Genomic DNA, 25,400 nt, shown 5'->3' with positions numbered 1-25,400 from the left:
TTTTTACGTCTAGACGTCTAAATGTATGGATGTTCTGTTTTGAAGAGAATGAGGAGTAAGTTACGAGGAGAAGATAAGTGGAGAGCCCACTCAGAATTACCGATTCTTGCCCAACAAATCAACTGTTTTGTCGAGGCCTAGAATGAATTAGATAGTGTTGAAGTTTATAAGGTATGTAATAATCTGATTAAACCGAGTTAATAGAGAAATACGTTTTGGCAAAACCTGCTGTTTTTATCGATCGTGATGGCGTGATAAACGTTGATCACGGCTACGTTCATGACGAACATGATTTTGAGTACATTGATGGTGTGTTTGAAGCGACGAAAGCGCTGAAAGATCAAGGTTACCTCTTAGTGCTAGTGACGAATCAATCGGGCATCGCACGTGGTAAATTCAGTGAAGACCGTTTCTTGTCTCTGACTCAATGGATGGACTGGAACTTTGTTGATCATGGTGTTGAGTTTGATGGTATCTACTACTGTCCGCATCACCCTGAGCATGGCATTGGCGATTACAAGCAGGATTGTGATTGCCGCAAGCCTAAACCTGGTATGTTTATCTCTGCTCGCGACTTCTTGAAAATCGACATGGAAAAATCTGTGATGATTGGTGATAAAGCCGAAGACATGATGGCAGCAGAAGCCGCGGGCGTTGGTACCAAGATTTTGGTTCGCACAGGTAAGCCTATTACTGAGCAAGGTGAAGCATTGGCAACGGTTGTGCTTGATAGTGTTGCTGACGTGCCTGCATATCTAAAGAAATAATCTGCACAATTCGCATATTTAAGGGAAGCGTTTGCTTCCCTTTTCTCTTATTACTGTTAAAGTTCAGTCACCTAAGCATTCATCCATTCTAGTTTGATCACTTATGAGCAAAAAACTCACCATTCTTGATATCGCGAAATTGGCAGGCGTTGGCAAATCAACAGTAAGCCGTGTGCTTACCAACGATCCAAAAGTGAAACCTCAAACGCGAGAGAAAGTAGAGCAAATCATTCGTGAATCTGGTTATGTACCGTCCAAATCTGCGCAATCAATGCGTGGCGGTAGCCAAAAAGTCATTGGTGTTATCATCTCCCGTCTGGACTCACCATCAGAAAATCGCGCCGTTGGTACAATGCTCAATGCATTGTATTCCGCTGGTTATGATGCGGTGATCATGGAGAGTCAGTTTGACCGAGACAAAACCAATGAGCACTTGAGTGTGCTTAAGCGTCGCAATGTGGATGGCGTGATTGTATTTGGCTTTACTGGATGCGATGAGCAAGCCTTAGCTGAGTGGGGCAATCGCATTGTGGTGATTGCGATGGATACCGATAACGTCTCTTCCATCAATTATGATAACCAAGGCGTGATAGACATGGCTTTGTCTCACCTTGAGCAGCAATCTTTATCTCGCATTGCTTATATTGGTGTTGATCCCGAAGATAAAACCACAGGCTTGGCTCGTTTAAATGCTTACAAAGCTTGGTGTCAGCGCAAGCAACTTACGCCTTGCTTCCAAACCGGTAAGCTTAGCCATGAAAGTGCTTATCAGCTGGTGGACCACGTTCTCAATGCAGACACGCAAGCCATTGTGTGTGCCAGCGATACCATTGCATTGGGCGTAATCAAGCGTCTTCAAGAGTTAGGTCGTGAAGACGTGGTCGTGACAGGCGTGGGTGGTAACGAGTTGCTTTCTTTCCTTTTCCCTAAAGTATTTAGTGTCGATCCTGGTTATACCCTTGCGGGTGAAAAGTCCGCTAAAATGCTGATTAATCAATTAAATGGCGATGAAGAAGTCGTCCACTTCACTCAACAACCTATTTGCCGCTAATCCACACTACAACGATTTGCTCTAGAATTATACTGTGATCATTCTCAATTAATGGGACTGTTCCCATTTTGTTTTTTGTCTTTGAGTGGCAATATTAAAATTAAGAAATGGGAATGTTCCCATTTATAAAAAAATAAAATGATGAATCGAATGTATCCAATACAGGGTGGACAAAGTTATGAGTAAGATTGCGCGTAAAGACGTGGAGCGTCTTATTGAGCTGGTCGGGGGGCCGGACAATATTGCCAGTGTAAGCCACTGTTTAACTCGCTTGCGTTTTGTTCTAAACGATACGGACAAAGCAGACACAAAACAGTTAGAAGCATTACCGATGGTGAAGGGCTGTTTTACCAACGCAGGTCAATTCCAAGTCGTCATCGGCACTGAAGTTGATGAGGTTTACAAAGTTCTGATCGAGCTAAGCGGTAAAAGTGAAGCGAGCAAAGACGAATCCAAGAATGCTGCTCGCCAAAACATGAATATCGTTGAGCGTGGTATTTCCCACCTTGCAGAAATCTTTGTACCGTTGCTACCTGCGATCATCACTGGTGGTCTGATCCTTGGTTTCCGTAATGTGATTGGCGACATCAAAATGTTTGATGGTCAAACCCTAACGGAAATCAGTCAGTTTTGGGCGACTGTTCACTCATTCCTATGGTTAATTGGTGAAGCGATTTTCTTCTTCCTACCCGTTGGTGTGTGTTGGTCGACCGTGAAAAAGCTCGGTGGTACACCGATTCTGGGTATCACGCTTGGTGTAACTTTGGTTTCGCCGCAGTTAATGAACGCCTACCTGATTGGTAAGCAAGTACCTGAAGTGTGGGACTTTGGGTTGTTTGCGATTGAGAAAGTCGGTTACCAAGCGCAGGTGATTCCCGCGATGTTAGCAGGTATCGCACTAGCGTTTATCGAAACACGCTTAAAACGCATCATTCCGTCTTACCTTTACCTAGTAGTAGTGCCGTTTGTTTCTATCATTGTGTCTGTGATTCTTGCGCACTCTATCATTGGCCCATTCGGTCGTATGTTGGGTGACGGCGTTGCTTTCGCAGCAAAAGCAGCTATGACGGGTGACTTCGCGATGATTGGTTCAACCATCTTCGGCTTCTTATACGCGCCACTTGTGATAACAGGTATCCACCACACAACCAACGCCGTTGACTTGCAGTTGATGCAAGAATTGGGTGGCACGCCGATTTGGCCTTTGATTGCACTATCGAACATTGCTCAAGCATCGGCAGTGGTTGGCATCATTATCATCAGTAAAAAGCAGGATGAGCGTGAAATCTCAGTGCCAGCAGCGATTTCTGCCTACCTTGGCGTAACAGAGCCGGCGATGTACGGCATCAACTTGAAATACAAGTTCCCAATGTTGAGTGCGATGATCGGTAGTGCATGTGCTGCTGCTATCTGTGGTAGTGCGGGCGTCATGGCGAACGGTATCGGTGTGGGCGGCTTGCCGGGTATCTTATCTATCCAGCCGCAGTTCTGGGGCATCTTTGCTCTGGCGATGTTAGTCGCGATGGTGGTACCTGCCGCATTAACATTAATTCTTTATAAGCGTGCACAAGCCAAAGGTGAGCTTGAGGCGGCAAACGCGTAATTCAATTTGAGGCAGTGACTTGGCTGCCTCCTCCTATTTTTCTTTTCAAATTTTAAGTTTCCGATTACTGGTAAGTGAGTGTTAGAAATGGCTATGACCAAGCATGATGAGAGCTGGTGGAAAACCGCAACCATCTATCAAATTTACCCAAAAAGCTTTTGTGACAGCGGCAGTAAAGGCACGGGCGATATTAAAGGGATCATTTCTAAACTGGATTATCTAAAACATCTCGGTGTGGATGCGATTTGGCTGACGCCAGTGTATCAGTCTCCAATGGTTGATAACGGTTACGATATCTCCGATTACTACGCGATCAATCCAGAGTTCGGCACTATGGAAGATTTCGATACCCTGTTGGCAGAGGCTCATCAGCTGGGCATTCGAATCATCATGGACATCGTGGTCAACCATACTTCGACAGAACACAAGTGGTTCCAATCGGCGTTAGGGGACAAAAACAGCCCTTACCGTGATTACTACATCTGGAAAGATCCGATTGATGGCGCAGAGCCCAACAACTGGCAATCGAAGTTTGGAGGCAATGCTTGGGAATTGGATGAAGCGACAGGGCAGTACTACTTGCACCTTTTTGCTAAAGAGCAGGCGGATTTGAACTGGGAAAACCCAGTGGTGCGCGAAGAAGTCAAAGAAGTCATCAGCTTCTGGGCAGACAAAGGAGTGGATGGTTTCCGTCTCGACGTCATCAATCTGATTTCTAAACAGCAAGACTTCCCAAGCGATGATATTGGCGATGGCCGTCGTTTCTATACTGATGGTCCTCGCGTGCACGAATATCTGCAAGAGATTAGCGAAGCCGTGTTTCAAAAATACGGCAGCGTGACGGTGGGAGAAATGTCTTCGACCACGCTAGATCACTGCCAGCAATACTCTTCGCTAGACGGCAAAGAGCTATCCATGGTGTTCAACTTTCATCATCTGAAAGTCGATTATCCGAATGGTGAAAAATGGACCAAAGCGCCATTTGATTTCATTCAGTTAAAGCAGATCTTCAACCATTGGCAAACGGGCTTAAATGGCAAAGGGTGGGGGGCGCTGTTCTGGTGTAACCACGACCAACCTCGTGTGGTAAGCCGCTTAGGCGATGATAAACAATACCGCGTCGAATCTGCCAAGATGCTGGCGGCGTCTGTACACATGATGCAAGGCACACCTTATGTTTACCAAGGGGAAGAGATTGGCATGACCAACCCAGGTTACACGGAGATCAGCCAGTACCGCGACGTAGAAAGCACCAACATGTACGACATCATGGTCAACCGTGATGGCGTATCACACGAGGAGATGATGGCGATTTTGGCGCAGAAGTCGCGTGATAACTCACGTACGCCAATGCAATGGAACAGCCAAAAGCACGCCGGTTTTACCGAAGGCACACCGTGGCTTGAAGTGGCGCAGAACTACTCTGAAATCAACGCAGAAGCTGCGGTTGCCGATTTGAACTCGGTGTTCTATTTCTATAAACGTTTGATTGAGCTACGTAAACAGGTTTCGGTGATCACCGATGGTCGTTATGAAGATTTATTGCCAGAGCATCAACGCATTTTTGCTTACGCTCGCCAGAACGACAAACAAACGCTGCTGTGTATCAATAACTACTACGCTGAAGAGGTGGAATGCGTTCTGCCAGAACGTTTGGATATGAGTAAAGCGAAAAACTTACTATCTAACTATCAAAACTCAGCGAGTGCAGTCGCATCAAACCATCAAGTGTTACGACCTTACGAAACTCGTATTTTATTGATAGAAGAATAAACTAGGGTGTCATCACCCCTAGGATTGATGTTCGAGATGAAGGCTTTGGTGTGCTCCCCAAAGCCTTCTTTTATTGAGATGCCGTATCTCAAAAAGATGCGAGCTTATTTTGTTTCAATCGCTGTTAGCTGCACTTTCTCTTCGTTGATTTGTACTTGTTGTACTTTTAGTAGTTCGATTTGCTCAATCAGACCTAAGCTCGGGTTAAACCAACGTTCTGCTGAAGTGGCGAATTCCATTGAGTCCATATCATCGCAGTTTAGGTTGTAAGTATTCTCTTCCGTCAGGTACGCCGCTTCAATTGTCTTGCCCGAAATCGAGAACGTTTTACGTACGCCCGTCTCTCGGATTTGCTGTTGCCAAACCACTTGGCAAGATGCTGTCATTGGCAGGTTTTGTACCCACTCATGTTCTTCAAAACTGTCTAACAGGTGGTGTACTGCGTTACCTGTAAGAGTGGTTTGCAGAGACATGGTTTCTTCACCGATATCAATGTTCGGGCTTTTCTCTTTTACGTCGTTACCGTTCAGGCGGAAAATCGGGCTACTGTGCATTAGCATGGCAATAAACTGATTGCCAATGGAATAAACGTCGGTGACTTCATGAAGTGCACCATCAGAGCCTGCAAAATAAAGTGTATTGCTCTCTTCTTCGTTATTGAACTGTTCGTCAGAGTAGTAGAACTGTTGAGCGCCGTAGTTCACCAAGTCATTAACCAGCTGGATGATTGCCTCGCTGTTTGGGATTTGTGCCAATGCTGCCAACAATTGCTCGCTATCCATCGCTTGAAAGCTCAGCTTCATGTCACCTTCAGATTGGCCATCCAAGCTAAACGAGTAGCTAAGTTGTGTGTTTGTCTCGGGAGCGAAAATGGAGTTTTGAATCGCGATGTCGAAACTTTCTTGAGGCACTTTGTTTGGATTAGCACTGCCAGAAGACGAACCTCCGCCACAGCCGTAAAGAGCCAGAGTTGCTGCTGCGATAAGCGTCATTTTGTTTAGCATGGTTTATATTCCTGATTGATAAGGCCGCTTCATGTTGGGCCGTTGCTTGAATGCGAGCATGCTAAGTTCAGTGAGATAAAAAGGGCAAAAAACAAAAGCTAATAGCGCTTAACGAAAGCTTAATTTTATATTTAGGTCTTTGTTTTATTAGGGCTTATTTCGTTAGCTACGTTGGTGCAATACTCGTTGATGAGCGCTTTCCATCGGCTGATAATTTCTTGATCGGTCAAACTGACATGCAACGTTTTCCATGGTTGAAGGCAAGTCTCTTTCGATTCAGATTGAGAAAGACGTTCAAACAATGTCTCGGAAGGCAAAACGCGCAGCAGTGCCACCAGTGATTCCATGTAGTTGAGACGGAACTGTTCGAGTTTGTTTTGTTTATAAGCGATGTGAGACACAAACGTATAAATCAGCGCGTTTTGAATACGTGAGTCGCCATCTGGTGTGGTCAGCAGAACTTTTGCTCGGTCTAGGTTACCTAGTTTGAAATGCAACACGCCCAACCAGAGGCTTAGCTCATCTGGCAAAACATCGAACGACGACTGCACTTGCGTCAAATACGCTTCCAGCTTTTGAGGTTCTTGCTCGTACAAAGCGAGATGCCTTGCGGTTGTGATAGCTGCAAACTCATCAGCTTGTTGGAGAGGTTGGTTAGAAAAGACATTCTCAAACAGCATTTTTTGGTGAACGTCTGACAGCTGCCATGTGCTTGCCGAAGGTGCAGGCAAGTTGAAGTATTGCGCGACATCTGAGTGAATTTGGAAGATATCCGATTGTAGGTCGGATAAGCGCAGTGTGTATTCGTTGCGAAACGCCAGTTTCCCTGTCGCAGGATAAATAAGGCTCATCTGAGCTTTCAAGGTGCCTTGCTCTGCGCCGTCTTTTAACTCTATGTTGAGTTCGTAATCACTGGTCTGCATGTTTCGCGCGCCAGGGAAATACGGCGTATGACCGATAGGATCAAGAAAGTAACTGGGAGCGTCTTGGTTAGCGATGTCGGTGTATGGATATTCGACCTGTTGTTGCAGCAAGATGGCTTTGACCAGTATGCGATACTTTCTTGCTTGGGAGCCAATCGCATCGACACGGTTGAGCAGCAGTTCGACTTTGGGGATAAGTAACTGATGACGTGTTTGTTGCGTTGAAATCTCTTGGCGTTGCCATAACAAGCTTGCGAGCGTCACGCTACAAACCGTAAGTACGGCACATAAGCTATAAGCAAAAATCAGCTTGATGTTCTTACGGTTCGTAACTTGAGCTGTGATAACGCGTCGATGGTTTTTCGCTGGTGGCACTAAACGGATATTCGCTGGGTTTAGAAAGTAACCTTTGCGAGGATAAGTGACCAAGAGCTTAGTCGCATCGTACTCGGGGAGATGCTGTTGTAGCAGCGCACGTAAGGTGCTAATGCGGTTAGTGAGTACATTCTTAGAGATGAATTTGCTCTGCCAAATGGTTTCGATAATGGTATCGGCAGAGAGCGGATGTCCCACGCTTGTTAGCAGCAGCTCTAATAACTCAATGGTACGAGGTTCGAGATCAATCGCGACAGTGTCTTGATGAAGAGTTTGTGTCTTCGGATTATAGACCAACTCGCCAATCGCAATACAACTGTGAGTTTGTTTGGCTTGTTGCAAAAAATCGCGCATACCGCACCGCGTTATTTGGAAATGGCGAAATATTATATAGCGATTGGAGCGCAAAATCTTATAAATTGCGCTCCAATTATCATCAAAAGTTTATGAACCGTAGGTCACGGAATAGCGATGAGGCTTGTGGTTCATCGCTAACACGACATTCAGTGCAAACGCGCCCAAAATCGAAAGACCAATTACTTCTGGAGTAACAAAGAAGAATGACGCAAACAGAATGCACGCATCGATTGCCATTTGGCTTTTACCAACTGAAATGCCAAATTTATCCTGAATAAATAAACACAGCACGTTAAAGCCACCTAAGCTGGAGCGATGTCGGAACAAGATCAGCATACCGAGTCCCATTAAAAGCCCACCTGCGACGGCACAATAAACTTCATTTACCGATTCGAGCGAGATTAGCAAATAAAGATGATCGGCAAAGATAGAAACCAAAGCGCCAGAAATGGCACTATTAATGGCGAAATGACGGCCGAAGCGTTTCCATGCTAGCAAGTAAAAGGGACTGTTTGCTAAAAAGTACAGCACACCAAACGTAAAAGGTGTAAATTGGCTAATAAGCAGAGCCAATCCTGTCGTCCCCCCTGTTAGGAGGTTTGCGGATTGGAGAAAGAAAACGCCTTGAGCTACCAAAAAAGTACCCGTGAGAATCGCTATCCAGTCTTCTTTTAATGAGTGTTTTTCCATCAATGTTGCAGTCATTAGTGATAAATAAGGCGTGCATAGTAGTAAAAAGATGATCTTTTCGGTAGCTAGAGGGTAAAATTTACGGTAAACCTATGTAATTGCTGTTTTACAGGGTGTAAAGCACAAAATTGACAGGCAATAGATCGTCGTTATGCAATTGCAATGCGGGCGTGATACAGATTGCTTGCCATCATGAAAAAACTGCATGAGAAAAATTGTAAATTTCTCTTTATGACCCAGATCAAATTATGTAGAATGCGCGCCATTAGGGTGACGAAAACGTTTGCGTAGGGTCATTCAACAGTTTTTTTGCAACTTTCAGTACTAATCTGAGTCAGGAGATACAGATGCTTAAGCGTGATATGAACATCGCAGATTACGATGCGGAACTGTTCGCAGCTATCCAGGAAGAAACTCTTCGCCAGGAAGAACACATTGAACTTATCGCTTCTGAAAACTACACAAGCCCACGTGTAATGGAAGCGCAAGGTTCTCAGCTAACGAACAAATACGCTGAAGGCTACCCAGGCAAGCGTTACTACGGCGGTTGTGAGTACGTAGATAAAGCGGAACAACTTGCTATCGACCGTGCATGTAAACTGTTCGGTTGTGAATACGCGAACGTACAGCCTCACTCAGGTTCTCAAGCAAACAGCGCGGTTTACATGGCGCTTCTTAACCCAGGCGATACAGTTCTAGGCATGAGCCTAGCGCACGGTGGTCACCTGACTCACGGTTCTCCAGTAAACTTCTCTGGTAAGCACTACAACGTTATCCCTTACGGTATCGATGAAGCGGGTCAAATCAACTACGACGAGATGGAACAGCTAGCGCTTGAGCACAAGCCTAAGATGATCATCGGTGGTTTCTCTGCTTACTCGCAAATCGTTGATTGGAAGCGCATGCGTGAAATCGCGGACAAAGTAGATGCTTACCTTTTCGTTGATATGGCGCACGTAGCGGGTCTTATCGCAGCAGGCGAATACCCAACACCTGTTCCACACGCTCACGTGGTAACAACAACGACGCACAAAACACTAGCAGGTCCTCGCGGTGGTCTTATCTTGTCAAATGCTGGCGAAGATATGTACAAGAAATTGAACTCAGCAGTGTTCCCTGGTGGTCAAGGTGGCCCTCTAATGCACGTTATCGCTGGTAAAGCAGTAGCGTTCAAAGAAGCGATGGAGCCAGAGTTCAAAGCTTACCAAGCTCGCGTAGTGAAAAACGCAAAAGCAATGGTTGGTCAATTCCAAGAGCGTGGCTACAAAATCGTGTCTAACGGCACAGAAAACCACTTGTTCCTAGTGGACCTGATCGACAAAGACATCACTGGTAAAGACGCAGACGCGGCACTAGGTGCAGCAAACATCACAGTGAACAAAAACTCAGTACCAAATGACCCACGCAGCCCATTCGTAACGTCTGGTATCCGTGTTGGTACGCCAGCGATCACTCGCCGTGGCTTCACTGAAGAAGACGCAAAAGAGCTAGCAAACTGGATGTGTGACGTTCTAGATAACATCGGCAACGAAGAAGTTATCGAAGCGACTAAACAGAAAGTGCTCGAAATTTGTAAGCGTCTACCGGTTTACGCCTAACTATTCTTCATAGAATGAGTCAATTTCGGTGTCGAACATACTCACTTGCTCGCGCAAACTCCGTGTGTTCTCCTAGAACTCGACTCGTCTATTTTGAACATTGATATACTAAAGGTCCTCAATTGAGGGCCTTTTTGTTTGTCTGGCGTTTGGAATGAGATATAGCGAGAGTGTGTTATAAGGGGATGGCTACCAACACTGTCCCTTTTCAATATATCCAAACTACGTCATTCCGACGAGCCTAGGCGAGATCAGGAATATTGTTGAGGCACACTCTTTTACTCAGAGTTTCCCTAAAAATCATCAGTACGTTGGAAACTGATTCTCAATCAGGCTCGTTCCTCGCTGTTCAGAATGACGGAGGTAGAATGGCTTTTTATCATCATTTGACAGATACAAAAAAGGTTGGCACTGAGCCAACCTTTCTTTTCAAAACAAGCTTTTCAAAATAAGCGAGTGCTTATTTAATCTCGATGCCTTGAGCCTGCATATCGGCATGGTAAGAAGAGCGAACAAATGGACCACACGCTGCGTGCGTGAAACCAAGCTCTAGTGCAACTTCTTTTAGCTCGTCAAACTCTGATGGCGGAACGTAACGCTCTACTGGCAAGTGGTGACGGCTTGGCGCTAAGTACTGACCTAGAGTCAGCATCGTTACGCCGTGTGCGCGTAGATCTTTCAGTACTTCGATGATTTCTTCTTTGGTTTCACCAAGACCCATCATCAAACCAGATTTGGTCGGTACATCTGGGTGCTGTTCTTTGAACTTCTTAAGAAGCTCAAGTGACCATTTGTAGTTCGCACCTGGGCGAGCTTTACGGTAAAGACGTGGTGCAGTTTCTAGGTTGTGGTTGAAGACATCTGGTGGGTTGTCTTTCATTAGATCCAGCGCTACGTCCATACGACCACGGAAGTCAGGAACCAGAGTTTCAATCTTAATATGCGGGTTCAACGCACGGATCTCGCGGTTACAGTCGGCAAAGTGCTGTGCACCACCATCACGCAGATCGTCACGGTCTACAGAAGTGATTACTACGTATTTCAGCTTCATATCGGCGATGGTTTTCGCCAGTTTTTGAGGCTCTTCTGCTTCCGGTGGTAATGGGCGGCCATGAGCAACGTCACAGAAAGGACAACGACGAGTACAAATGGCACCTAGGATCATGAAGGTAGCTGTACCGTGGTTAAAACATTCCGCTAGGTTAGGGCAAGATGCTTCTTCACATACGGAGTGAAGTTTATTCTTGCGCATCGCCGCCTTGATGTCTTGAATTCGTTGGCTGTCGGCTGGTAGCTTGATCTTCATCCAATCAGGCTTACGTAGCACTTCTTTCTGCTCTGTAGGCATGTTCTTTACGGGAATCAATGCCATTTTATCGGCGTCACGATATTTAACGCCTTTTTCCATCTGGATTGGTTTGCTCATGCTTTATTACCTTGAGAAGGTGCTTCTGTGCTGAATTCTACTTGCTCATAGTCGAGCAAAGTAACGAGTTCTTCTATTAATTGTTTTTCTACGGCTTCTACATTGTCTGGGCCGCCGAATTGGCTGACCTGAACCATTTCCATACCTTCATAACCACAAGGGTTAATACGCAGAAACGGTGTTAAATCCATATTTACGTTCAAGGCTAAGCCATGAAACGAGCATCCTTTACGAATGCGTAAACCGAGAGAGCATATTTTTTTACCGTCAACGTAAACGCCTGGTGCGTCAGGTCGCGCGGCCGAATCGATATTGTATGCTTTTAGCGTGTTGATCACGAGGTTCTCGATAGTGGTAACGAGATCTCGTACACCTAATTTTTTGCGGCGTAAGTTGATCAAGAAATAGGCGACCAACTGACCAGGGCCATGATACGTAACTTGGCCTCCGCGATCACTTTGTACAACAGGAATGTCACCAGTGTTAATAAGGTGCTCAGCTTTACCTGCCTGACCTTGCGTAAATACTGGGTTATGTTCTACCAACCAGACTTCATCAGGGGTTTCTTCTGTGCGTTGGTCGGTGAACTCATGCATCGCCTTCCATACAGGCTCATAGTCTTGGCGGCCAAGTCGTTTTACAACAAGTTGGTGTTGCATGGGAATTCCTGTTGCTAATATATAAAGTTTTTGGATTATAAACCGGATAACCCTGATGCTCTACCGCTGAGTAACAGATTTTTAACTGAAAGCGATGTAAAGTTTTGTTATCTGATTGATAAATAAAAAGAAAGCAGCCGAAGCTGCTTTCAAAAAAAATTTAATCTATCAAAAAATTATAGAACCATGCGCACGATGTCAATTTCACCTAACTCTTTGTATAGCGTCTCAACTTGCTCGATAGACGTTGCAGTGATGTTGATTGATACCGAGTGGTAGTTGCCCTTAGCACTTGGTTTAACGGTCGGGCTGTAGTCACCTGGAGCATGGCGCTGAATAACTTCAAGAACAAGCTCTGGAAGTTCAGGCTTTGCATGACCCATTACCTTGTAAGTAAATGAACAAGGGAACTCAAGCAGGTCTTTTAATTTTGCATCAGAGTTGATGGTTAGCATATCGATAACTCCAGTAGATATTCGTTGCGGTGCGAAATAGTACAGTCAAATTAGGGGGAACTCAAGACGAGGATCTCAAACTTAAAAAGCCGCCCTTTCAGGCGGCTTTGCGAATAAGTTTGCTACTCTAACGTTCTTCTTAGAAGAAGCTCTTGAATAACAATACGATGTAATCCCACATGCGGCTAAATAGACTACCTTGCTCTACGGTTTCTAGTGCCATTAGTGGGTATTCGGCAATATCTTCACCATCGATCTGATAGTATAGCTTACCAACTACATCACCTTTATTAATTGGGGCTTCTAGCTCTTTTTCAAGGACGAAGCTGGCTTTTAGGTTTTTCGCTTCACCACGTGGTAGTGTTACGTAAGTATCTTGGTCAAGGCCCAACGCTACAGTGTCTTTGTTACCCATCCACACTTTTTCTTCAACGAACGTTTCACCTGCTTTGTGCGGTGCTACTGTTTCGAAGAAACGGAAGCCGTAGCTTAGTAGCTTTTTGCTTTCTGACTTACGAGCATTGGCATCTTTCGTGCCCATAACGACCGCAACCAAACGCATTTGGCCTTCAGTTGCTGAACTTACTAGGCTGTAACCCGCATTACTTGTGTGGCCCGTTTTGATGCCATCAACGTTCATGCTCTTATCCCAAAGTAGACCGTTACGGTTGTATTGGGTGATGCCGTTGTAAGTAAATTTCTTCTCTGAGTACACGCGGTACTCATTTGGTACGTCACGGATCAGGGCTTTACCTAGCAATGCCATGTCGTATGGTGTCGAGTACAGCTCGGCGTTATCTAGACCATGAACGTTGGCAAAGTGCGAGTTCGTCATACCTAGTGTGTTGGCCCAAGCGTTCATTAGGTCAACAAACGCATCTTCTGAGCCTGCAATGTGTTCAGCCATCGCTACACAGGCATCGTTACCAGATTGGACGATGATACCGCGGTTTAGGTCACGTACTTTTACAGTTGTGCCCACTTCAATGAACATTTTTGATGATTCAGGGAAGTTTTTCGCCCATGCATTTTTACTGATGGTGACATCGTCATCTTCTGAGATATTACCACGCGCTAGTTCTTGGCCGATTACGTAGCTGGTCATCATCTTAGTCAGACTAGCTGGAGACAATTTTGTGTTCATCTCTTTCTCTGCCAGTACTTTACCTGAATGGTAATCCATCAGTACGTAGCCCTTCGCCGCGATTTGAGGGGCATCTGGAACAACGATAGGTGATGCAAGAGCAGATTGAGCGAAAGTTGCAGAAAGGGCAACCGAAGAAACGAGAATAGATTTCACAAACTTATTTTTATTCATGGTAATTCAAATTTTTGGGTTAACTGCGGACATCTTATCAGAATCCCCAGCTATGTAAGAGGGGATCGAGGAGAAATTCATGACACTAGGTCATTTGGCAGTGTTGTGTTTTTTAATAAATGCAGACGAATAGCCGAGCAACTTTACTTTATCTAGAGTGGCTTGCGTCAGGGAATAGTCAGTAAATGGCCCTAACAACAAGCGATAAGACTCTTTCGCATTTTCTAGGAAAGTTTCTGTATCCAGTTTTTGACCAAGCTCTGTCCCTAAAGTTCGTGCGCGTTCTTCATTTTTTGATGATGCCACCTGAATAACGTACTTAGGGTGCGCTTCTAAAGATTTTTTATCCGTGGGCTGATTGATACTGATTACTTCAATTTCCACGTTCGCGGTGCCTGTTTTTATCACATCTAACTTATGTGCGGCGGCATAGCTTAAATCGATAATACGGCCATCGTGAAACGGACCTCGGTCATTAACTCGTACTACGGTAGTTTTGCCGTTGTCAGTGTTGGTGACTTTTACGTAACTCGGTAACGGTAGCGTTTTATGAGCTGCTGTCATTGAGTACATGTCATAGATTTCGCCATTAGAAGTCAAATGACCTTGGAACTTCTTCCCATACCAAGATGCGCGGCCTTTTTCTTTAAAGCCTTTGGCATCGCGAACTATCTTGTAGTCTTTGCCGCGCAAGTGGTAATCCTTGTTGCCACCTAAGCTGTAAGGTTCATATTTAGGGTGCGCATCCTCGATGTGTTCGACTGAAAGCGGTGTATCCGGTGCAACATCGGATTCGAGTTCGTAACGGCCTTCTTGTTCTTTTTGGCTAGTTGATGAACAGCCTGCCAAAATAAGAGCAGAGAAAACCAAGGAATATAAAGCGCGTTTTTGCATGTCTAGGTCGCCTTAGAGAATGCTTTTCGGTGCGTATGAATTGACATCAGAATACCAAAGCCAGCCATCAAGGTTACCATTGATGTGCCGCCATAACTAATGAGTGGCAACGGTACACCTACTACAGGTAGGATGCCACTTACCATGCCAATATTTACAAAAATATACACGAAGAAGCTGAGTACAATACTGCCTGCCATCATTCGTCCAAATGCGGTTTGCGCTTGGCTGGCGAGGTATAAACCTCGTCCAATAATAAATAGATAGATGGCTAAAAGGCAAAGGAAGCCAATCATACCCCATTCTTCAGCAATTACTGCAAAGATAAAGTCAGTGTGTCGTTCAGGAAGAAATTCCAGTTGTGACTGTGTTCCTTGCAACCAACCTTTGCCGGAAATACCACCGGAGCCAATCGCAATTTTACTCTGAATAATGTGGTAGCCCGCACCTAGCGGGTCAGACTCTGGATTAAACAGAGTACGAACTCGTACTTTTTGATACTCACGCATCAAGAAAAACCACAAAATCGGAATGAAACCACCCAGTGCAATCGCAGCACCAGCGATGATTTTCCAACTAATGCCCGCGAGGAAGATAACAAAAATACCGGAAGCTGCGATTAGAATAGAGGTCCCTAAGTCAGGCTGTTTTGCAATGAGGATGGTTGGCAAGCAGACCATAATCAGTGCAACGATGAGTGTTTTTAGCGTTGGCGGAAGGGGTTGTCGACCTACATAGCGTGCCACCATTAATGGCACCGCGAGCTTCAATAACTCGGAAGGTTGAAAGCGCACAAAACCGAGGTTAAGCCAACGCTGTGCGCCTTTAGATGCTTCACCGAAAAACAGCACGCCAAAGAGCAGTATGACGCCGCCGACGAACATCAAAGGTGCCAGGCTCTCGTAGGTTCGTGGAGAAAGCTGCGCAAGAACGATCATCACAACGAGTGAAAGTACCATCCGCATAGCTTGGCGATCCATCATCAGTAAACTTTGGCCACTAGCGCTGTACATGATCACGAGGCCAAACCCCATCAGGGCCAATATGCCAAGTAGGAGTGGTAAGTCGATATGGAAGCGTTCAAACAGGGCGCGATTTTTACCTGTAGAGGGATCCATCTTCATTACTGTTTTACCTCTTTCTTCGCATTGTTATCAGGCTCAATTTCTTCTGGGCCAAGTACGACTCGATCAAAGATCTTTCTCACTACAGGGGCTCCGTTGCTAGAACCACCGCCGGCGTTTTCTAACACTACAGTGACGACCACTTTTGGATCGTCAAATGGTGCAAAGCCAGTAAATAACGCATGGTCACGTAAATGTTCGGCGATCTCATCTGCGTTGTACTCTTCGTTTTCACCCAGACCGAAGACCTGCGCAGTACCTGATTTACCCGCTGTTTGATAACTCATTTTGTAGAATGAGCGGCGAGCTGTTCCGCGCGTGCCATGGTTTACACGACGCATGCCTTCTTTCGCCATATCCCAGTACTTTTTCGGTACATTCTTGATTGGCGGGTAAGTCACGTATTCTGTTGTTTGTTGTTCTTCGAAGTCGTTGCCGTTCTCTATCGTCGCTTTGAGCAAGTGAGGTGCGATCACTTCTCCCTCATTTACTAATACGGAGGTCGCTTTGGCGATTTGCATTGGTGTTGCTGTCCAATAACCTTGGCCGATACCCACAGGGATCGTATCACCTTTATACCATGGGGTTTTATGGCGAGACATTTTCCAGTCACGAGTCGGCATATTCGCCTTACTTTCTTCGTAGATATCAATGCCAGTGTAATCACCAAAACCGAACATCATCATCCAATTCGAAATGCGGTCAATACCCATGTCATAAGCGATTTGATAGTAGAAGGTATCAACAGACTCTTCGATCGACTTAATGATATCGACGCGTCCGTGCCCCCAACGCAACCAGTCACGGAATGGGCGAGTGTTGGAGTTTGGTATGCGCCAATAACCAGGATCATTTCGCGTGGTGTTAGGTGTGACGACACCTTCTTGCAGCGCGGCTACCGCCATAAATGGTTTGATGGTAGACGCAGGTGGGTAAATGCCAAGTGTGGTACGGTTGACCAAAGGACGGTTTTTATCGTTCAAAAGGGCGCGATAGTCTTTCCCTGAGATTCCGTGCACGAACGAGTTAGGGTCGTAGCTAGGGCTTGAAACCATAGCCAGTACGCCGTTGTCTCTAGGATCGATCACTACAGCACTGCCTCGACGGCCATCCAATAATTGGTGTACGTACAGCTGCAAGTTGATATCAAGGTTTAAAACGATGTCTTTTCCGGGTACAGGTGGAACGTACTTTAACGTACGAATTACTCTGCCGCGACTGTTTACCTCGACTTCTTGATATCCGGCCGTACCGTGTAAGAGGTCTTCGTAGTATTTTTCGATACCCAGCTTACCAATATCGCGAGTGGCTTGATAGTTTGCGTCTTTTTCTTCTCGGATCAGGCGCTGCATGTCGCGATCATTGATTCGAGAAACGTAACCAATCACGTGGGTTAATACTTCGCTGAAAGGGTAGTAGCGCTTTAAGGTCGCACTTATTTCTACACCAGGAAAGCGGTACTGATTGACGGAGAATACCGCTACTTGTTTTTCGTTCAGTTGGGTAAGCAGTGGGACCGACTTAAATCGACGAGTCCGTTTACGCTCTTGGTGGAAACGTTCAATCTGATCTGGGGTAATTTCCAGAATGGTTTGTAGTTCTTGGATGGTTGCATCAATGTCTTTAATTTTTTCTGGAGTCAGTTCTAAGTTAAAGACGGGACGGTTCTCTGCCAGTAAAACACCATTTCGGTCATAAATCAGACCTCGGTTAGGCGCGATAGGAACCACTTTGATACGGTTATCGTTCGAGCGGGTTTGATAATCTTGAAACTGGTTCACCTGAATGTTGTACATATTGGCGACCAGAGCTCCCATCAAGAGAACAATGCCGATAAAAGCGACAATAGCGCGGCTGGCAAACAGACGCGCTTCGGCTTGATAATCTCGGATTTGACTGCGGCGCTTACGAATCATTAACGCTTGGCTCTAAAGTTAAACAACGATTATTCGCGGTGGTAAGGATGGTTCGCGGTGATGCTCCACGCTCGGTACAAGCTTTCTGCCATTACGATACGCACTAAAGGATGGGGTAGCGTTAAGGCAGACAATGACCAGCTTTGGTCTGCTGCAGCTTTGCATGCAGGAGCGAGTCCTTCAGGACCGCCGATTAAGATTGATACATCACGGCCATCTAATTTCCAAGCTTCTAACTGCTCAGCGAGTTGAGGAGTGTCCCATTTTTTACCTGGGATATCTAACGTGACGATACGGTTGCCTTTTGGTACCGCAGCGAGCATCGCTTCCCCTTCTTTTTGCAGGATACGAGCGATATCGGCATTTTTTCCACGTTTGCCAGCAGAGATTTCAATCAACTCCAATGGCATATCATGTGGGAAACGGCGACGATATTCTTGAAAGCCTTCCTCAACCCATTTTGGCATTTTTGTGCCAACAGCAATTAGTTGAATTTTCAAAAGATTAACCCCAGAGTTTTTCTAGCTGGTAGAGTTCGCGGTGCTCTTCTTGCATCACGTGAAGCATGGCGTCGCCCATATCTAGGACTACCCATTCACCTTCGTTTTCACCTTCCATTCCTAGTGGCTCAAGACCGGCTTTTTTCACTTCTGTTGCAACGTGGTCAGCGATGGATGAAACGTGGCGTTTGGATGTGCCAGTACAGATGATCATGTAATCTGTCACGCTTGATTTATCTTCCACATTTAGGACGATAATGTCTTCCGCTTTCATGTCGTCGGCTTTATCAGCTAAAAAGTCTTTCAGTTCTTCGCGAAGCACTCGGTTTTCCTCGGTTTGTCTCTTATCTCTACAGTGTTTTACATTCTTGCTTGCAAAACAGGTCGCGCACTATATCACGCTTTGATTTTTAAATTGCCAGCTTAATATCAGGAGAGCAGGTTTCTAAGCTCAACTGATGAATAGTTGGCCATACAGACTCGTCATATTGAGTTTTGGCTTTTATCTCTGCTTGAGCCAACAAGGAGAGCAATGCACAAATACGACTCGCCGATAAGCGGGTCAGTGCTGCGTTATAGAGTGGACGCTTGTTTTGCCAAACTCGATATTTCTCAAATACCTGGTTCATTCCCATTTGAGTTAAGTCTTGATGCATATTTAAAAGTTGGCTCAACTCTTTTTGTACACTTCGAATCAAGATCACGGTCTCGACCCCTTCCGCCTCAAGTTGGCGAAGAATACGTTGTGCACGGTTTGCTTTACCTGCCAGTAAGGCGTCGATCCAGTTAAACGTAGTAAAGTGATTATGGCGACTTAGGGCTTCCTCTAAACGTATGATGGTCAGCTCACCATCCGGGTAGAGTAGGGCCAATTTCTCTAAGCTTTGTGACAATGCAAACAGGTTACCTTCATGCCATTGAGCCAACATTTGCAGTGATTGTTGATCGGGTTTTAGGCCCAACGTGCGGCAACGTGCCTGAATGAACATAGGTAAGCGTTGTAGATCTGGCGACAAACAGCTTACCCAGTCGCCTTTTGAGCTTAATGCTTTGAACCATTTCGCATTTTCTTGGGCTTTGGTCAGTTTGCTACCAACAATGACGAGCATGATGTCATCATGCAGCATATCACACAGTGTTTGCAGCTCTTTGCTGACGGCTGTTGTCACGCCACTTTCTGGGATTTCAAGCTCGATCAATTGACGGTTTGAGAACAGGCTCATCGCTTGGAAGCAATCGTAAACTTGATTCCAGTCGATGCTTGCGTCTACCGCAAAACGGTGTTTTTCCTCAAAACCTTGTTGAAACGCTGCCTTTTGGATTGCTTGGCGGCTCTCTTGAATCAGTAACGGCTCATTACCAAAGATTAGGTAAACTTGTTTAACGTGTTTAGTTAAATGATCCGTTAATTTATCGGCATAAATTCGCATAGTGATTAAGAGTTTGTGTTCGCTGGCTCAGAGATTTGTCCTGCTTCATATTCGGCACGAATACGGCCCAACTGGCGCATCATCTGTTTTGCAGCTTGCAAGCGCATCTCGTCTTCAATTACGTCACGTTCAACAGATTTTGCAAGTGCCGTCAACGGGTTGTCTAGGTAGTTGCGGTTTACTGTTGTCGTAAAGTTTTTAGAGCCATAGCCAGGAATCGTCACACGGTATTTTACTACGTATGTCAGCTCTTTTTCTGCTGCACGGCTATTTTGATACAGAGACAGTGTACGCTCATCGATAGTCGCTTCCGTCAAATGAAGGTTGGGTACAGTCGATGATGGTTGAACAAGTTCAACTTTGTTCAGTTCGAGTTGAGAGCGAACATAGCGAGTTAATTCACTGTATTCATCGTAGCTGGAGAAAGACATAGTGTGCAGCTCTTCCGGTACGGAATACTCGCCGCGAAGGTGAAAACCACAGGCAGAAAGAAGCCCCGCTAATACCAATACCACTGGTAGTTTAATCAAAGAGAAAAAGAGCATTGATTGTATTCATCCTAAATTGAAGGGGTTATTTACCTTAAACCACTCATGTGAATGGTTTGAGGTAAATAAACAGGGTAGTGAACTACCCTGTTTAAAGACTCTTAGCGCGCGAATTAGTTCGCTCTGCGTTGCGTTATTGCAAGCTGTAATTTGCTTACAGTGACCGCTTAGTTTGCAACGATGTTCAGCAGTTTACCTGGTACGTAAATTACTTTACGGATTGTTAGGCCATCTGTGAACTTAGTAACGTTTTCGTCGTTTAGACCAAGCTCTTCAACTTGTTCTTTCGTTGCGTCTGCCGCTACTGTTAACTTCGCACGTAGCTTACCGTTAACTTGAACAACGATAGTTTTTTCGTCTTCAACTAGTGCTTTTTCATCAAACGTTGGCCATGCTGCGTTGTCGATGTTTGACTCACCAAGCGCAGTCCATAGCTCGTATGAAATGTGCGGAGTGATTGGGTAAAGCATCGTTACAACCGCTTTTAGCGCTTCATCAAGAATTGCACGATCTTGTGCAGATTCTTGAGGTGCTTTCGCTAGCTTGTTCATCAGTTCCATGATTGCTGCGATTGCTGTGTTGAACGTTTGACGACGAGCGATATCGTCAGTCACTTTCGCGATAGTTTTGTGAACGTCACGACGAAGTGCTTTTTGCTCACCAGAAAGTGCTGCTGTATCCACTGCTTCTGCTGCGCCTTTCTCTGCGTGTTCTTTCACTAGTTTCCAAACACGTTTTAGGAAGCGGTTTGCACCTTCTACGCCAGACTCTTGCCACTCAAGCGTCATGTCTGCTGGAGATGCGAACATCATAAATAGACGCACTGTATCAGCACCGTACTTGTCTACCATCTCTTGAGGGTCGATACCGTTGTTTTTAGACTTAGACATTTTGATCATGCCTGAGTGTGTTACATCACGGCCTTCGTTGTCTTTAGCAGAAATGATGCGGCCTTTACCGTCACGCTCTACAGCAACATCTGTTGGTGCAACCCACTCTTTACCGCCTTTCTCGTTCTCGAAGTAGAACGCGTCAGCCAGTACCATGCCTTGACATAGTAGTTGTTTGAACGGCTCGTCAGACGTTACGTAGCCTGCATCACGTAGCAATTTGTGGAAGAAGCGTGAGTACAATAGGTGCATACAAGCGTGCTCGATACCGCCGATGTACTGGTCTACTGGTAGCCAGTAGTTTGCTTTTTCTGGATCTAGGATATCGTCAGCTTGTGGTGAACAGTAACGTGCGTAGTACCAAGAAGATTCCATGAACGTATCGAACGTATCTGTCTCACGTAGAGCCGGTTCGCCGTTGAATGTGGTCTTCGCCCATTCTTTGTCTGCTTTGATTGGGCTGGTTACGCCGTCCATTACCACGTCTTCTGGAAGAATCACTGGTAGTTGGTCAGCAGGTACTGGATGAACTTCACCGTCTTCAGTGGTTACCATTGGGATTGGTGCGCCCCAGTAACGTTGACGAGATACACCCCAGTCGCGTAGACGGAAGTTTACAGTCTTAGTGCCTTTGCCTTCTGCTTCTAGCTTCGCTGCAATTGCATCGAACGCCGCTTGGAATTCTAGGCCGTCGAATTCACCTGAATCGAACAGTACGCCTTTCTCTGTGTATGCTGCTTCAGAGATGTCTAGCTCGCTGCCATCAGCAGGCTTGATAACAGGCACGATGTCTAGACCGTACTTCGTTGCGAACTCGTAGTCACGTTGGTCGTGTGCAGGTACTGCCATTACCGCGCCTGTACCGTAGTCCATCAGTACGAAGTTTGCTACGTAAACAGGAACTTCACGGCCGTTCAATGGATGAATAGCAGTAAGGCCAGTAGCCATACCTTTCTTCTCCATTGTCGCTAGCTCAGCTTCTGCAACCTTGTTGTTCTTACATTCGTCGATAAACGCTGCAAGCTCTGGGTTGTTCTCTGCAGCAAGAGCTGCAAGAGGGTGGCCGGCTGCGATGCCCACGTAAGTCACACCCATTAGCGTATCTGGACGTGTTGTGTAAACTTCTAGGTCTTGTTGACCCTTAACTTCAAACTTCAGCTCAACGCCTTCAGAGCGGCCAATCCAGTTGCGCTGCATGGTTTTCACCATTTCAGGCCAACCTTCAAGCTTGTCTAGGTCGTCTAGTAGCTCTTGAGCGTATTCAGTGATTTTGATGAACCATTGAGGGATTTCTTTTTGCTCTACAGGCGTATCACAACGCCAGCAGCAACCGTCTTCAACCTGCTCGTTTGCAAGAACAGTTTGGTCGTTAGGACACCAGTTAACAGAAGAAGTCTTTTTGTAAACTAAACCTTTCTCGTAAAGTTTAGTGAAGAACTCTTGTTCCCAGCGGTAGTACTCAGGCGTACATGTTGCGAATTCACGGTTCCAATCGTAACCAAAGCCTAGAAGCTTAAGTTGGTTCTTCATGTATTCGATGTTTTCGTAAGTCCAAGGTGCTGGTGCAGTTTTGTTTTTTACTGCTGCGTTTTCTGCAGGTAGACCGAATGCGTCCCAACCGATTGGTTGCATCACGTTTTTGCCTTGTAGGCGTTGGAAACGAGATACTACATCACCGATAGTGTAGTTGCGCACGTGACCCATGTGCAGTCGACCACTTGGGTATGGGAACATGGATAGACAGTAGAATTTTTCTTTATTTGGGTCTTCACTTACAACAAAGGTTTTGTTGTCATCCCAGTGTTTTTGAACTTTTTGTTCAATATCTTGTGGGTTGTATTGTTCTTGCATCGATGGTATCCGTTATCTTGGAATTTGTGAGTTCGGTTAGAACAGACTTAAATAGATCGTCATAGAATACCTAAAGCTAGGGATCACAACAATAGCCAATCTGTACCCATGCGCCCTTAAGTGACGCAGGTAGGAGAAAGATGGAGGTCAGTTATGCCTAAACGTAAAACAGGTTATGAGGAAATGCTCGAGGATGTGATTGAAACCTTGAAGCACAGTCCGGAAGAAGTTAACAAAGCGATTGAGACGTCGGGCAAAGTGGTGGATGCTGCTAATGACTTGACCAAAGATGAATTGGCTTTAATCAAAGCGTACCTTAAAGCAGACTTAAAAGAGTTTTCAGAGAGTTACGAGGACAGTAAAAGTGGTCCGTTTTACTTAACGATTGCGGATTCGATATGGCAAGGGCTGTTAGAGATTACAGACCGAACTAAAGTTGAGTGGGTTGAGTTGTTCGATGACTTAGAGCATCAAGGGCTATATGAAGCAGGAGAGGTGATAGGCTTAGGCACTTTGGTCTGTGATGAGTGTGGTCACAAGACAACGTATAACCACCCAACTGTAATCATTCCGTGTATTAAATGTGGTCACAAAGGCTTTACTCGCCAGTCATTAAAGCCATAAATGGCGCGTAACGACTGTATAATGCAATGAATAAAAAAGAGGCTTGGTCGCCTCTTTTTTGTCTTTTCTACTTTCAAGCTGTTATCAGCTCTGTTTTCTTCTTAAACCGAAAGCCAGCGCTAAACTTAACCCAACCCAAATATACAATGGCCAAGTACCAACGATTCGATATGGCGTTTTCCCATCGGTTGGGGTGAGCTCTGCGCGCAGTACTGCAGTTTCAAACTGCGGTACTTGCTCAACGATTTTACCCTTGTGATCGGTTACCGCTGTTAATCCGTTGTTAGTCGAGCGGATGAGCGGTTTACCTAATTCTAAGGCACGCATACGGGCGATCTCCATATGCTGAAGAGGGCCGATAGAGTGACCAAACCATGCGTCGTTCGATAGCGTTAGAATGAAGTCTGTTTCGTCAGTCACATTTTGACGCACTTGCTCATTAAAGATGATCTCATAGCAAAGCGCTGGTGCCATGTGCATGCCATTCGCAACGATGTTGGGCTGCACAAAAGCCCCACGGCTAAACGACGACATCGGTAAGTTAAAGAATGGCGCTAATGGGCGCAAAATATCTTCAAATGGTACAAACTCACCAAACGGTAATAGGTGATGCTTATGGTAGCGTTCGCTCAAGTCGAAACTGTAGTCACCGTATGGTGTGATGCCAAGGGACAGGATACTGTTGTAGAACTGTCGATCTTCAGCTTGGTTGACGACACCAGTGATGATTGCGCTGTTATTCATTTTTGCTGCACTGTCGATATTGCTCAAAAATGAAGGCACTTCAATTTCAAAAGCAGGAATTGCAGCTTCTGGCCAGACGATAATATCAGCGTCCCAGTTTTCACGAGTGAGATCTGCGTATTTCATGATGGTTGGCCAACGTTGGCTTGGCAGCCACTTAAGGTTTTGGTCAACGTTACCTTGAATCAGCGCGAGCTTAGTCGTGTCTTCTGGCCGAGGTGTTACCCAATCGTAGTTACGAATCCCAAAGCCTGTGCTGAGTAGTACCGCAGGAATAATCACCATCAGCCACTGTTTATGAACCCAAGCATAGGCTAATGCCCCCGCACTAATAAGGATAAACAGAGTGAGCAGTTCCACGCCACCGATAGGCGCAAAGCTTGCTAGTGGAGCATCAATCTGGCTGTAGCCTAGCCATAGCCACGGGAAGCCGGTCATCACCCAACCACGCAACCAATCACTGATTAGCCATAAAGCGGGCGCAGCGAGAAGCGCTTTTGTGAGTGTGAATTGAGGAAATAGCTTGTTGTTAAGCCAAGCAAATAAGCCTGAATAAACAGCCAAGTAGGCGACAAGCAAGCCCATTAAAAATAAATTGGCAATCAGTGGCATGCCACCAAAGCCGGAGATACTGACGTACACCCAGCTAACGCCAGTTGCAAATTGACCCAACCCCCAAGCATAGCCAATCCACAGTGCACGTTTCGGAGTTTGGTTAGCAAGAAGAATCAGTAGAATAGCTGGGCTAAGAATGGCAACAGGCCACAACTGGTAAGGTGCAAAAGCGAGCGTAGTAGAGGCGCCAACAAAAGCGGCCACTAAGGGCCGCTTGAGGCGATGAAAGAGTTCATTCATCATTATAATTTTCTGAGATTCCCAA

General features: G+C 45.6%; 22 protein-coding genes. 6 read left to right on the top strand and 16 right to left on the bottom strand.

Features of this window, described 5'->3' with window-relative positions:
- Positions 1–215 precede the first annotated feature (215 nt).
- From gmhB to treC, 4 genes are all read left to right on the top strand, one after another.
- Positions 216–767, top strand: coding sequence for a D-glycero-beta-D-manno-heptose 1,7-bisphosphate 7-phosphatase (gene gmhB, locus FKN16_RS16045; RefSeq protein WP_005391350.1), 552 nt, complete (start codon positions 216–218; stop codon positions 765–767).
- A gap of 103 nt (positions 768–870) precedes the next feature.
- A complete protein-coding gene (treR, locus tag FKN16_RS16040) occupies positions 871–1,818 on the top strand; it encodes a trehalose operon repressor TreR (RefSeq protein ID WP_047010145.1) in 948 nt (315 codons plus the stop codon).
- Positions 1,819–1,996: 178 nt separating this feature from the next.
- Positions 1,997–3,421 (top strand): PTS trehalose transporter subunit IIBC, encoded by a 1,425-nt coding sequence (treB, locus tag FKN16_RS16035; RefSeq protein ID WP_046874302.1) that lies wholly within the window; start codon positions 1,997–1,999, stop codon positions 3,419–3,421.
- Between the two features lie 87 nt (positions 3,422–3,508).
- Positions 3,509–5,194, top strand: coding sequence for an alpha,alpha-phosphotrehalase (treC, locus tag FKN16_RS16030; protein ID WP_170903082.1), 1,686 nt, complete (start codon positions 3,509–3,511; stop codon positions 5,192–5,194).
- Between the two features lie 104 nt (positions 5,195–5,298).
- Here treC and FKN16_RS16025 read toward each other — a convergent pair whose 3' ends face one another.
- From FKN16_RS16025 to FKN16_RS16015, 3 genes are all read right to left on the bottom strand, one after another.
- A complete protein-coding gene (locus FKN16_RS16025) occupies positions 5,299–6,198 on the bottom strand; it encodes a hypothetical protein (protein ID WP_170903081.1) in 900 nt (299 codons plus the stop codon).
- Positions 6,199–6,329: 131 nt separating this feature from the next.
- The gene (locus tag FKN16_RS16020; protein WP_170903080.1) at positions 6,330–7,850 is read right to left on the bottom strand and encodes a winged helix-turn-helix domain-containing protein; all 1,521 of its coding nucleotides are present in this window, start codon (positions 7,848–7,850) and stop codon (positions 6,330–6,332) included.
- Positions 7,851–7,940: 90 nt separating this feature from the next.
- The gene (locus tag FKN16_RS16015) at positions 7,941–8,543 is read right to left on the bottom strand and encodes a YitT family protein (protein ID WP_031780204.1); all 603 of its coding nucleotides are present in this window, start codon (positions 8,541–8,543) and stop codon (positions 7,941–7,943) included.
- Between the two features lie 347 nt (positions 8,544–8,890).
- Between FKN16_RS16015 and glyA the strand changes: the two genes are divergently transcribed.
- On the top strand, positions 8,891–10,141 hold the full coding sequence (gene glyA, locus FKN16_RS16010) for a serine hydroxymethyltransferase (protein WP_005391333.1): 1,251 nt from the start codon (positions 8,891–8,893) through the stop codon (positions 10,139–10,141).
- 460 nt (positions 10,142–10,601) lie between these two features.
- Here the strand turns inward: glyA and lipA are convergent, their stop codons facing one another.
- From lipA to leuS, 12 genes are all read right to left on the bottom strand, one after another.
- On the bottom strand, positions 10,602–11,567 hold the full coding sequence (lipA, locus tag FKN16_RS16005; RefSeq protein ID WP_005391329.1) for a lipoyl synthase: 966 nt from the start codon (positions 11,565–11,567) through the stop codon (positions 10,602–10,604).
- Positions 11,564–12,226, bottom strand: coding sequence for a lipoyl(octanoyl) transferase LipB (lipB, locus tag FKN16_RS16000; protein WP_005391320.1), 663 nt, complete (start codon positions 12,224–12,226; stop codon positions 11,564–11,566). The genes lipA and lipB overlap by 4 nt, the downstream gene beginning before the upstream one ends.
- 176 nt (positions 12,227–12,402) lie before the next feature.
- Complete coding sequence (gene ybeD / locus FKN16_RS15995) at positions 12,403–12,681, bottom strand: DUF493 family protein YbeD (RefSeq protein ID WP_005384135.1); 279 nt, start codon at positions 12,679–12,681, stop codon at positions 12,403–12,405.
- A gap of 139 nt (positions 12,682–12,820) precedes the next feature.
- Positions 12,821–13,999, bottom strand: a complete 1,179-nt coding sequence (locus FKN16_RS15990) for a serine hydrolase (RefSeq protein WP_012842069.1) — start codon at positions 13,997–13,999, stop codon at positions 12,821–12,823.
- A gap of 90 nt (positions 14,000–14,089) precedes the next feature.
- Positions 14,090–14,893, bottom strand: coding sequence for a septal ring lytic transglycosylase RlpA family protein (locus tag FKN16_RS15985; protein WP_046874297.1), 804 nt, complete (start codon positions 14,891–14,893; stop codon positions 14,090–14,092).
- Positions 14,894–14,895: 2 nt separating this feature from the next.
- Positions 14,896–16,017 (bottom strand): rod shape-determining protein RodA, encoded by a 1,122-nt coding sequence (gene rodA / locus FKN16_RS15980; RefSeq protein WP_005391317.1) that lies wholly within the window; start codon positions 16,015–16,017, stop codon positions 14,896–14,898.
- Positions 16,017–17,933 (bottom strand): penicillin-binding protein 2, encoded by a 1,917-nt coding sequence (gene mrdA / locus FKN16_RS15975; protein WP_012842067.1) that lies wholly within the window; start codon positions 17,931–17,933, stop codon positions 16,017–16,019. Before mrdA ends, rodA begins: the two co-directional genes overlap by 1 nt.
- 29 nt (positions 17,934–17,962) lie before the next feature.
- Positions 17,963–18,433 carry a 23S rRNA (pseudouridine(1915)-N(3))-methyltransferase RlmH gene (gene rlmH, locus FKN16_RS15970; RefSeq protein ID WP_017821762.1) on the bottom strand — a complete coding sequence of 157 codons (471 nt, stop codon included), beginning with the start codon at positions 18,431–18,433 and terminating at the stop codon, positions 17,963–17,965.
- A gap of 4 nt (positions 18,434–18,437) precedes the next feature.
- The gene (gene rsfS / locus FKN16_RS15965) at positions 18,438–18,755 is read right to left on the bottom strand and encodes a ribosome silencing factor (protein ID WP_005373015.1); all 318 of its coding nucleotides are present in this window, start codon (positions 18,753–18,755) and stop codon (positions 18,438–18,440) included.
- A gap of 88 nt (positions 18,756–18,843) precedes the next feature.
- Positions 18,844–19,863, bottom strand: a complete 1,020-nt coding sequence (gene holA, locus FKN16_RS15960; RefSeq protein WP_012842066.1) for a DNA polymerase III subunit delta — start codon at positions 19,861–19,863, stop codon at positions 18,844–18,846.
- A gap of 5 nt (positions 19,864–19,868) precedes the next feature.
- Positions 19,869–20,408 (bottom strand): LPS assembly lipoprotein LptE, encoded by a 540-nt coding sequence (gene lptE, locus FKN16_RS15955; protein WP_170903079.1) that lies wholly within the window; start codon positions 20,406–20,408, stop codon positions 19,869–19,871.
- 170 nt (positions 20,409–20,578) lie between these two features.
- Positions 20,579–23,152: a leucine--tRNA ligase gene (leuS, locus tag FKN16_RS15950; RefSeq protein WP_170903078.1), complete on the bottom strand. Its 2,574-nt coding sequence runs from the start codon at positions 23,150–23,152 to the stop codon at positions 20,579–20,581.
- A gap of 153 nt (positions 23,153–23,305) precedes the next feature.
- On the opposite strand from leuS, the gene FKN16_RS15945 reads away from it, so the two are divergent.
- A complete protein-coding gene (locus FKN16_RS15945; RefSeq protein ID WP_005373024.1) occupies positions 23,306–23,776 on the top strand; it encodes a zinc ribbon-containing protein in 471 nt (156 codons plus the stop codon).
- Positions 23,777–23,860: 84 nt separating this feature from the next.
- Here FKN16_RS15945 and lnt read toward each other — a convergent pair whose 3' ends face one another.
- Positions 23,861–25,378 (bottom strand): apolipoprotein N-acyltransferase, encoded by a 1,518-nt coding sequence (lnt, locus tag FKN16_RS15940; protein ID WP_109169985.1) that lies wholly within the window; start codon positions 25,376–25,378, stop codon positions 23,861–23,863.
- Between the last annotated feature and the right edge of the window lie 22 nt (positions 25,379–25,400).

The sequence above is a fragment of the Vibrio sp. 11-4(1) genome (assembly GCF_013048625.1).
Classification (GTDB): domain Bacteria; phylum Pseudomonadota; class Gammaproteobacteria; order Enterobacterales; family Vibrionaceae; genus Vibrio; species Vibrio diabolicus.
This window is presented reverse-complemented; position numbering and strand designations above follow the sequence as displayed.

What these genes read in the sequence shown, in the direction of transcription:
- lipA (WP_005391329.1), bottom strand. Translation starts at nt 11,567, where the DNA reads ATGAGCAAACCAATCCAGATGGAAAAAGGCGTTAAATATCGTGACGCC.
- FKN16_RS15945 (WP_005373024.1), top strand. Translation starts at nt 23,306, where the DNA reads ATGCCTAAACGTAAAACAGGTTATGAGGAAATGCTCGAGGATGTGATT.
- lipB (WP_005391320.1), bottom strand. Translation starts at nt 12,226, where the DNA reads ATGCAACACCAACTTGTTGTAAAACGACTTGGCCGCCAAGACTATGAG.
- FKN16_RS16020 (WP_170903080.1), bottom strand. Translation starts at nt 7,850, where the DNA reads ATGCGCGATTTTTTGCAACAAGCCAAACAAACTCACAGTTGTATTGCG.
- treB (WP_046874302.1), top strand. Translation starts at nt 1,997, where the DNA reads ATGAGTAAGATTGCGCGTAAAGACGTGGAGCGTCTTATTGAGCTGGTC.
- FKN16_RS15990 (WP_012842069.1), bottom strand. Translation starts at nt 13,999, where the DNA reads ATGAATAAAAATAAGTTTGTGAAATCTATTCTCGTTTCTTCGGTTGCC.
- holA (WP_012842066.1), bottom strand. Translation starts at nt 19,863, where the DNA reads ATGCGAATTTATGCCGATAAATTAACGGATCATTTAACTAAACACGTT.
- treC (WP_170903082.1), top strand. Translation starts at nt 3,509, where the DNA reads ATGGCTATGACCAAGCATGATGAGAGCTGGTGGAAAACCGCAACCATC.
- FKN16_RS16015 (WP_031780204.1), bottom strand. Translation starts at nt 8,543, where the DNA reads ATGGAAAAACACTCATTAAAAGAAGACTGGATAGCGATTCTCACGGGT.
- rodA (WP_005391317.1), bottom strand. Translation starts at nt 16,017, where the DNA reads ATGAAGATGGATCCCTCTACAGGTAAAAATCGCGCCCTGTTTGAACGC.
- mrdA (WP_012842067.1), bottom strand. Translation starts at nt 17,933, where the DNA reads ATGATTCGTAAGCGCCGCAGTCAAATCCGAGATTATCAAGCCGAAGCG.
- treR (WP_047010145.1), top strand. Translation starts at nt 871, where the DNA reads ATGAGCAAAAAACTCACCATTCTTGATATCGCGAAATTGGCAGGCGTT.
- ybeD (WP_005384135.1), bottom strand. Translation starts at nt 12,681, where the DNA reads ATGCTAACCATCAACTCTGATGCAAAATTAAAAGACCTGCTTGAGTTC.
- FKN16_RS15985 (WP_046874297.1), bottom strand. Translation starts at nt 14,893, where the DNA reads ATGCAAAAACGCGCTTTATATTCCTTGGTTTTCTCTGCTCTTATTTTG.
- lnt (WP_109169985.1), bottom strand. Translation starts at nt 25,378, where the DNA reads ATGATGAATGAACTCTTTCATCGCCTCAAGCGGCCCTTAGTGGCCGCT.
- leuS (WP_170903078.1), bottom strand. Translation starts at nt 23,152, where the DNA reads ATGCAAGAACAATACAACCCACAAGATATTGAACAAAAAGTTCAAAAA.
- lptE (WP_170903079.1), bottom strand. Translation starts at nt 20,408, where the DNA reads ATGCTCTTTTTCTCTTTGATTAAACTACCAGTGGTATTGGTATTAGCG.
- FKN16_RS16025 (WP_170903081.1), bottom strand. Translation starts at nt 6,198, where the DNA reads ATGCTAAACAAAATGACGCTTATCGCAGCAGCAACTCTGGCTCTTTAC.
- glyA (WP_005391333.1), top strand. Translation starts at nt 8,891, where the DNA reads ATGCTTAAGCGTGATATGAACATCGCAGATTACGATGCGGAACTGTTC.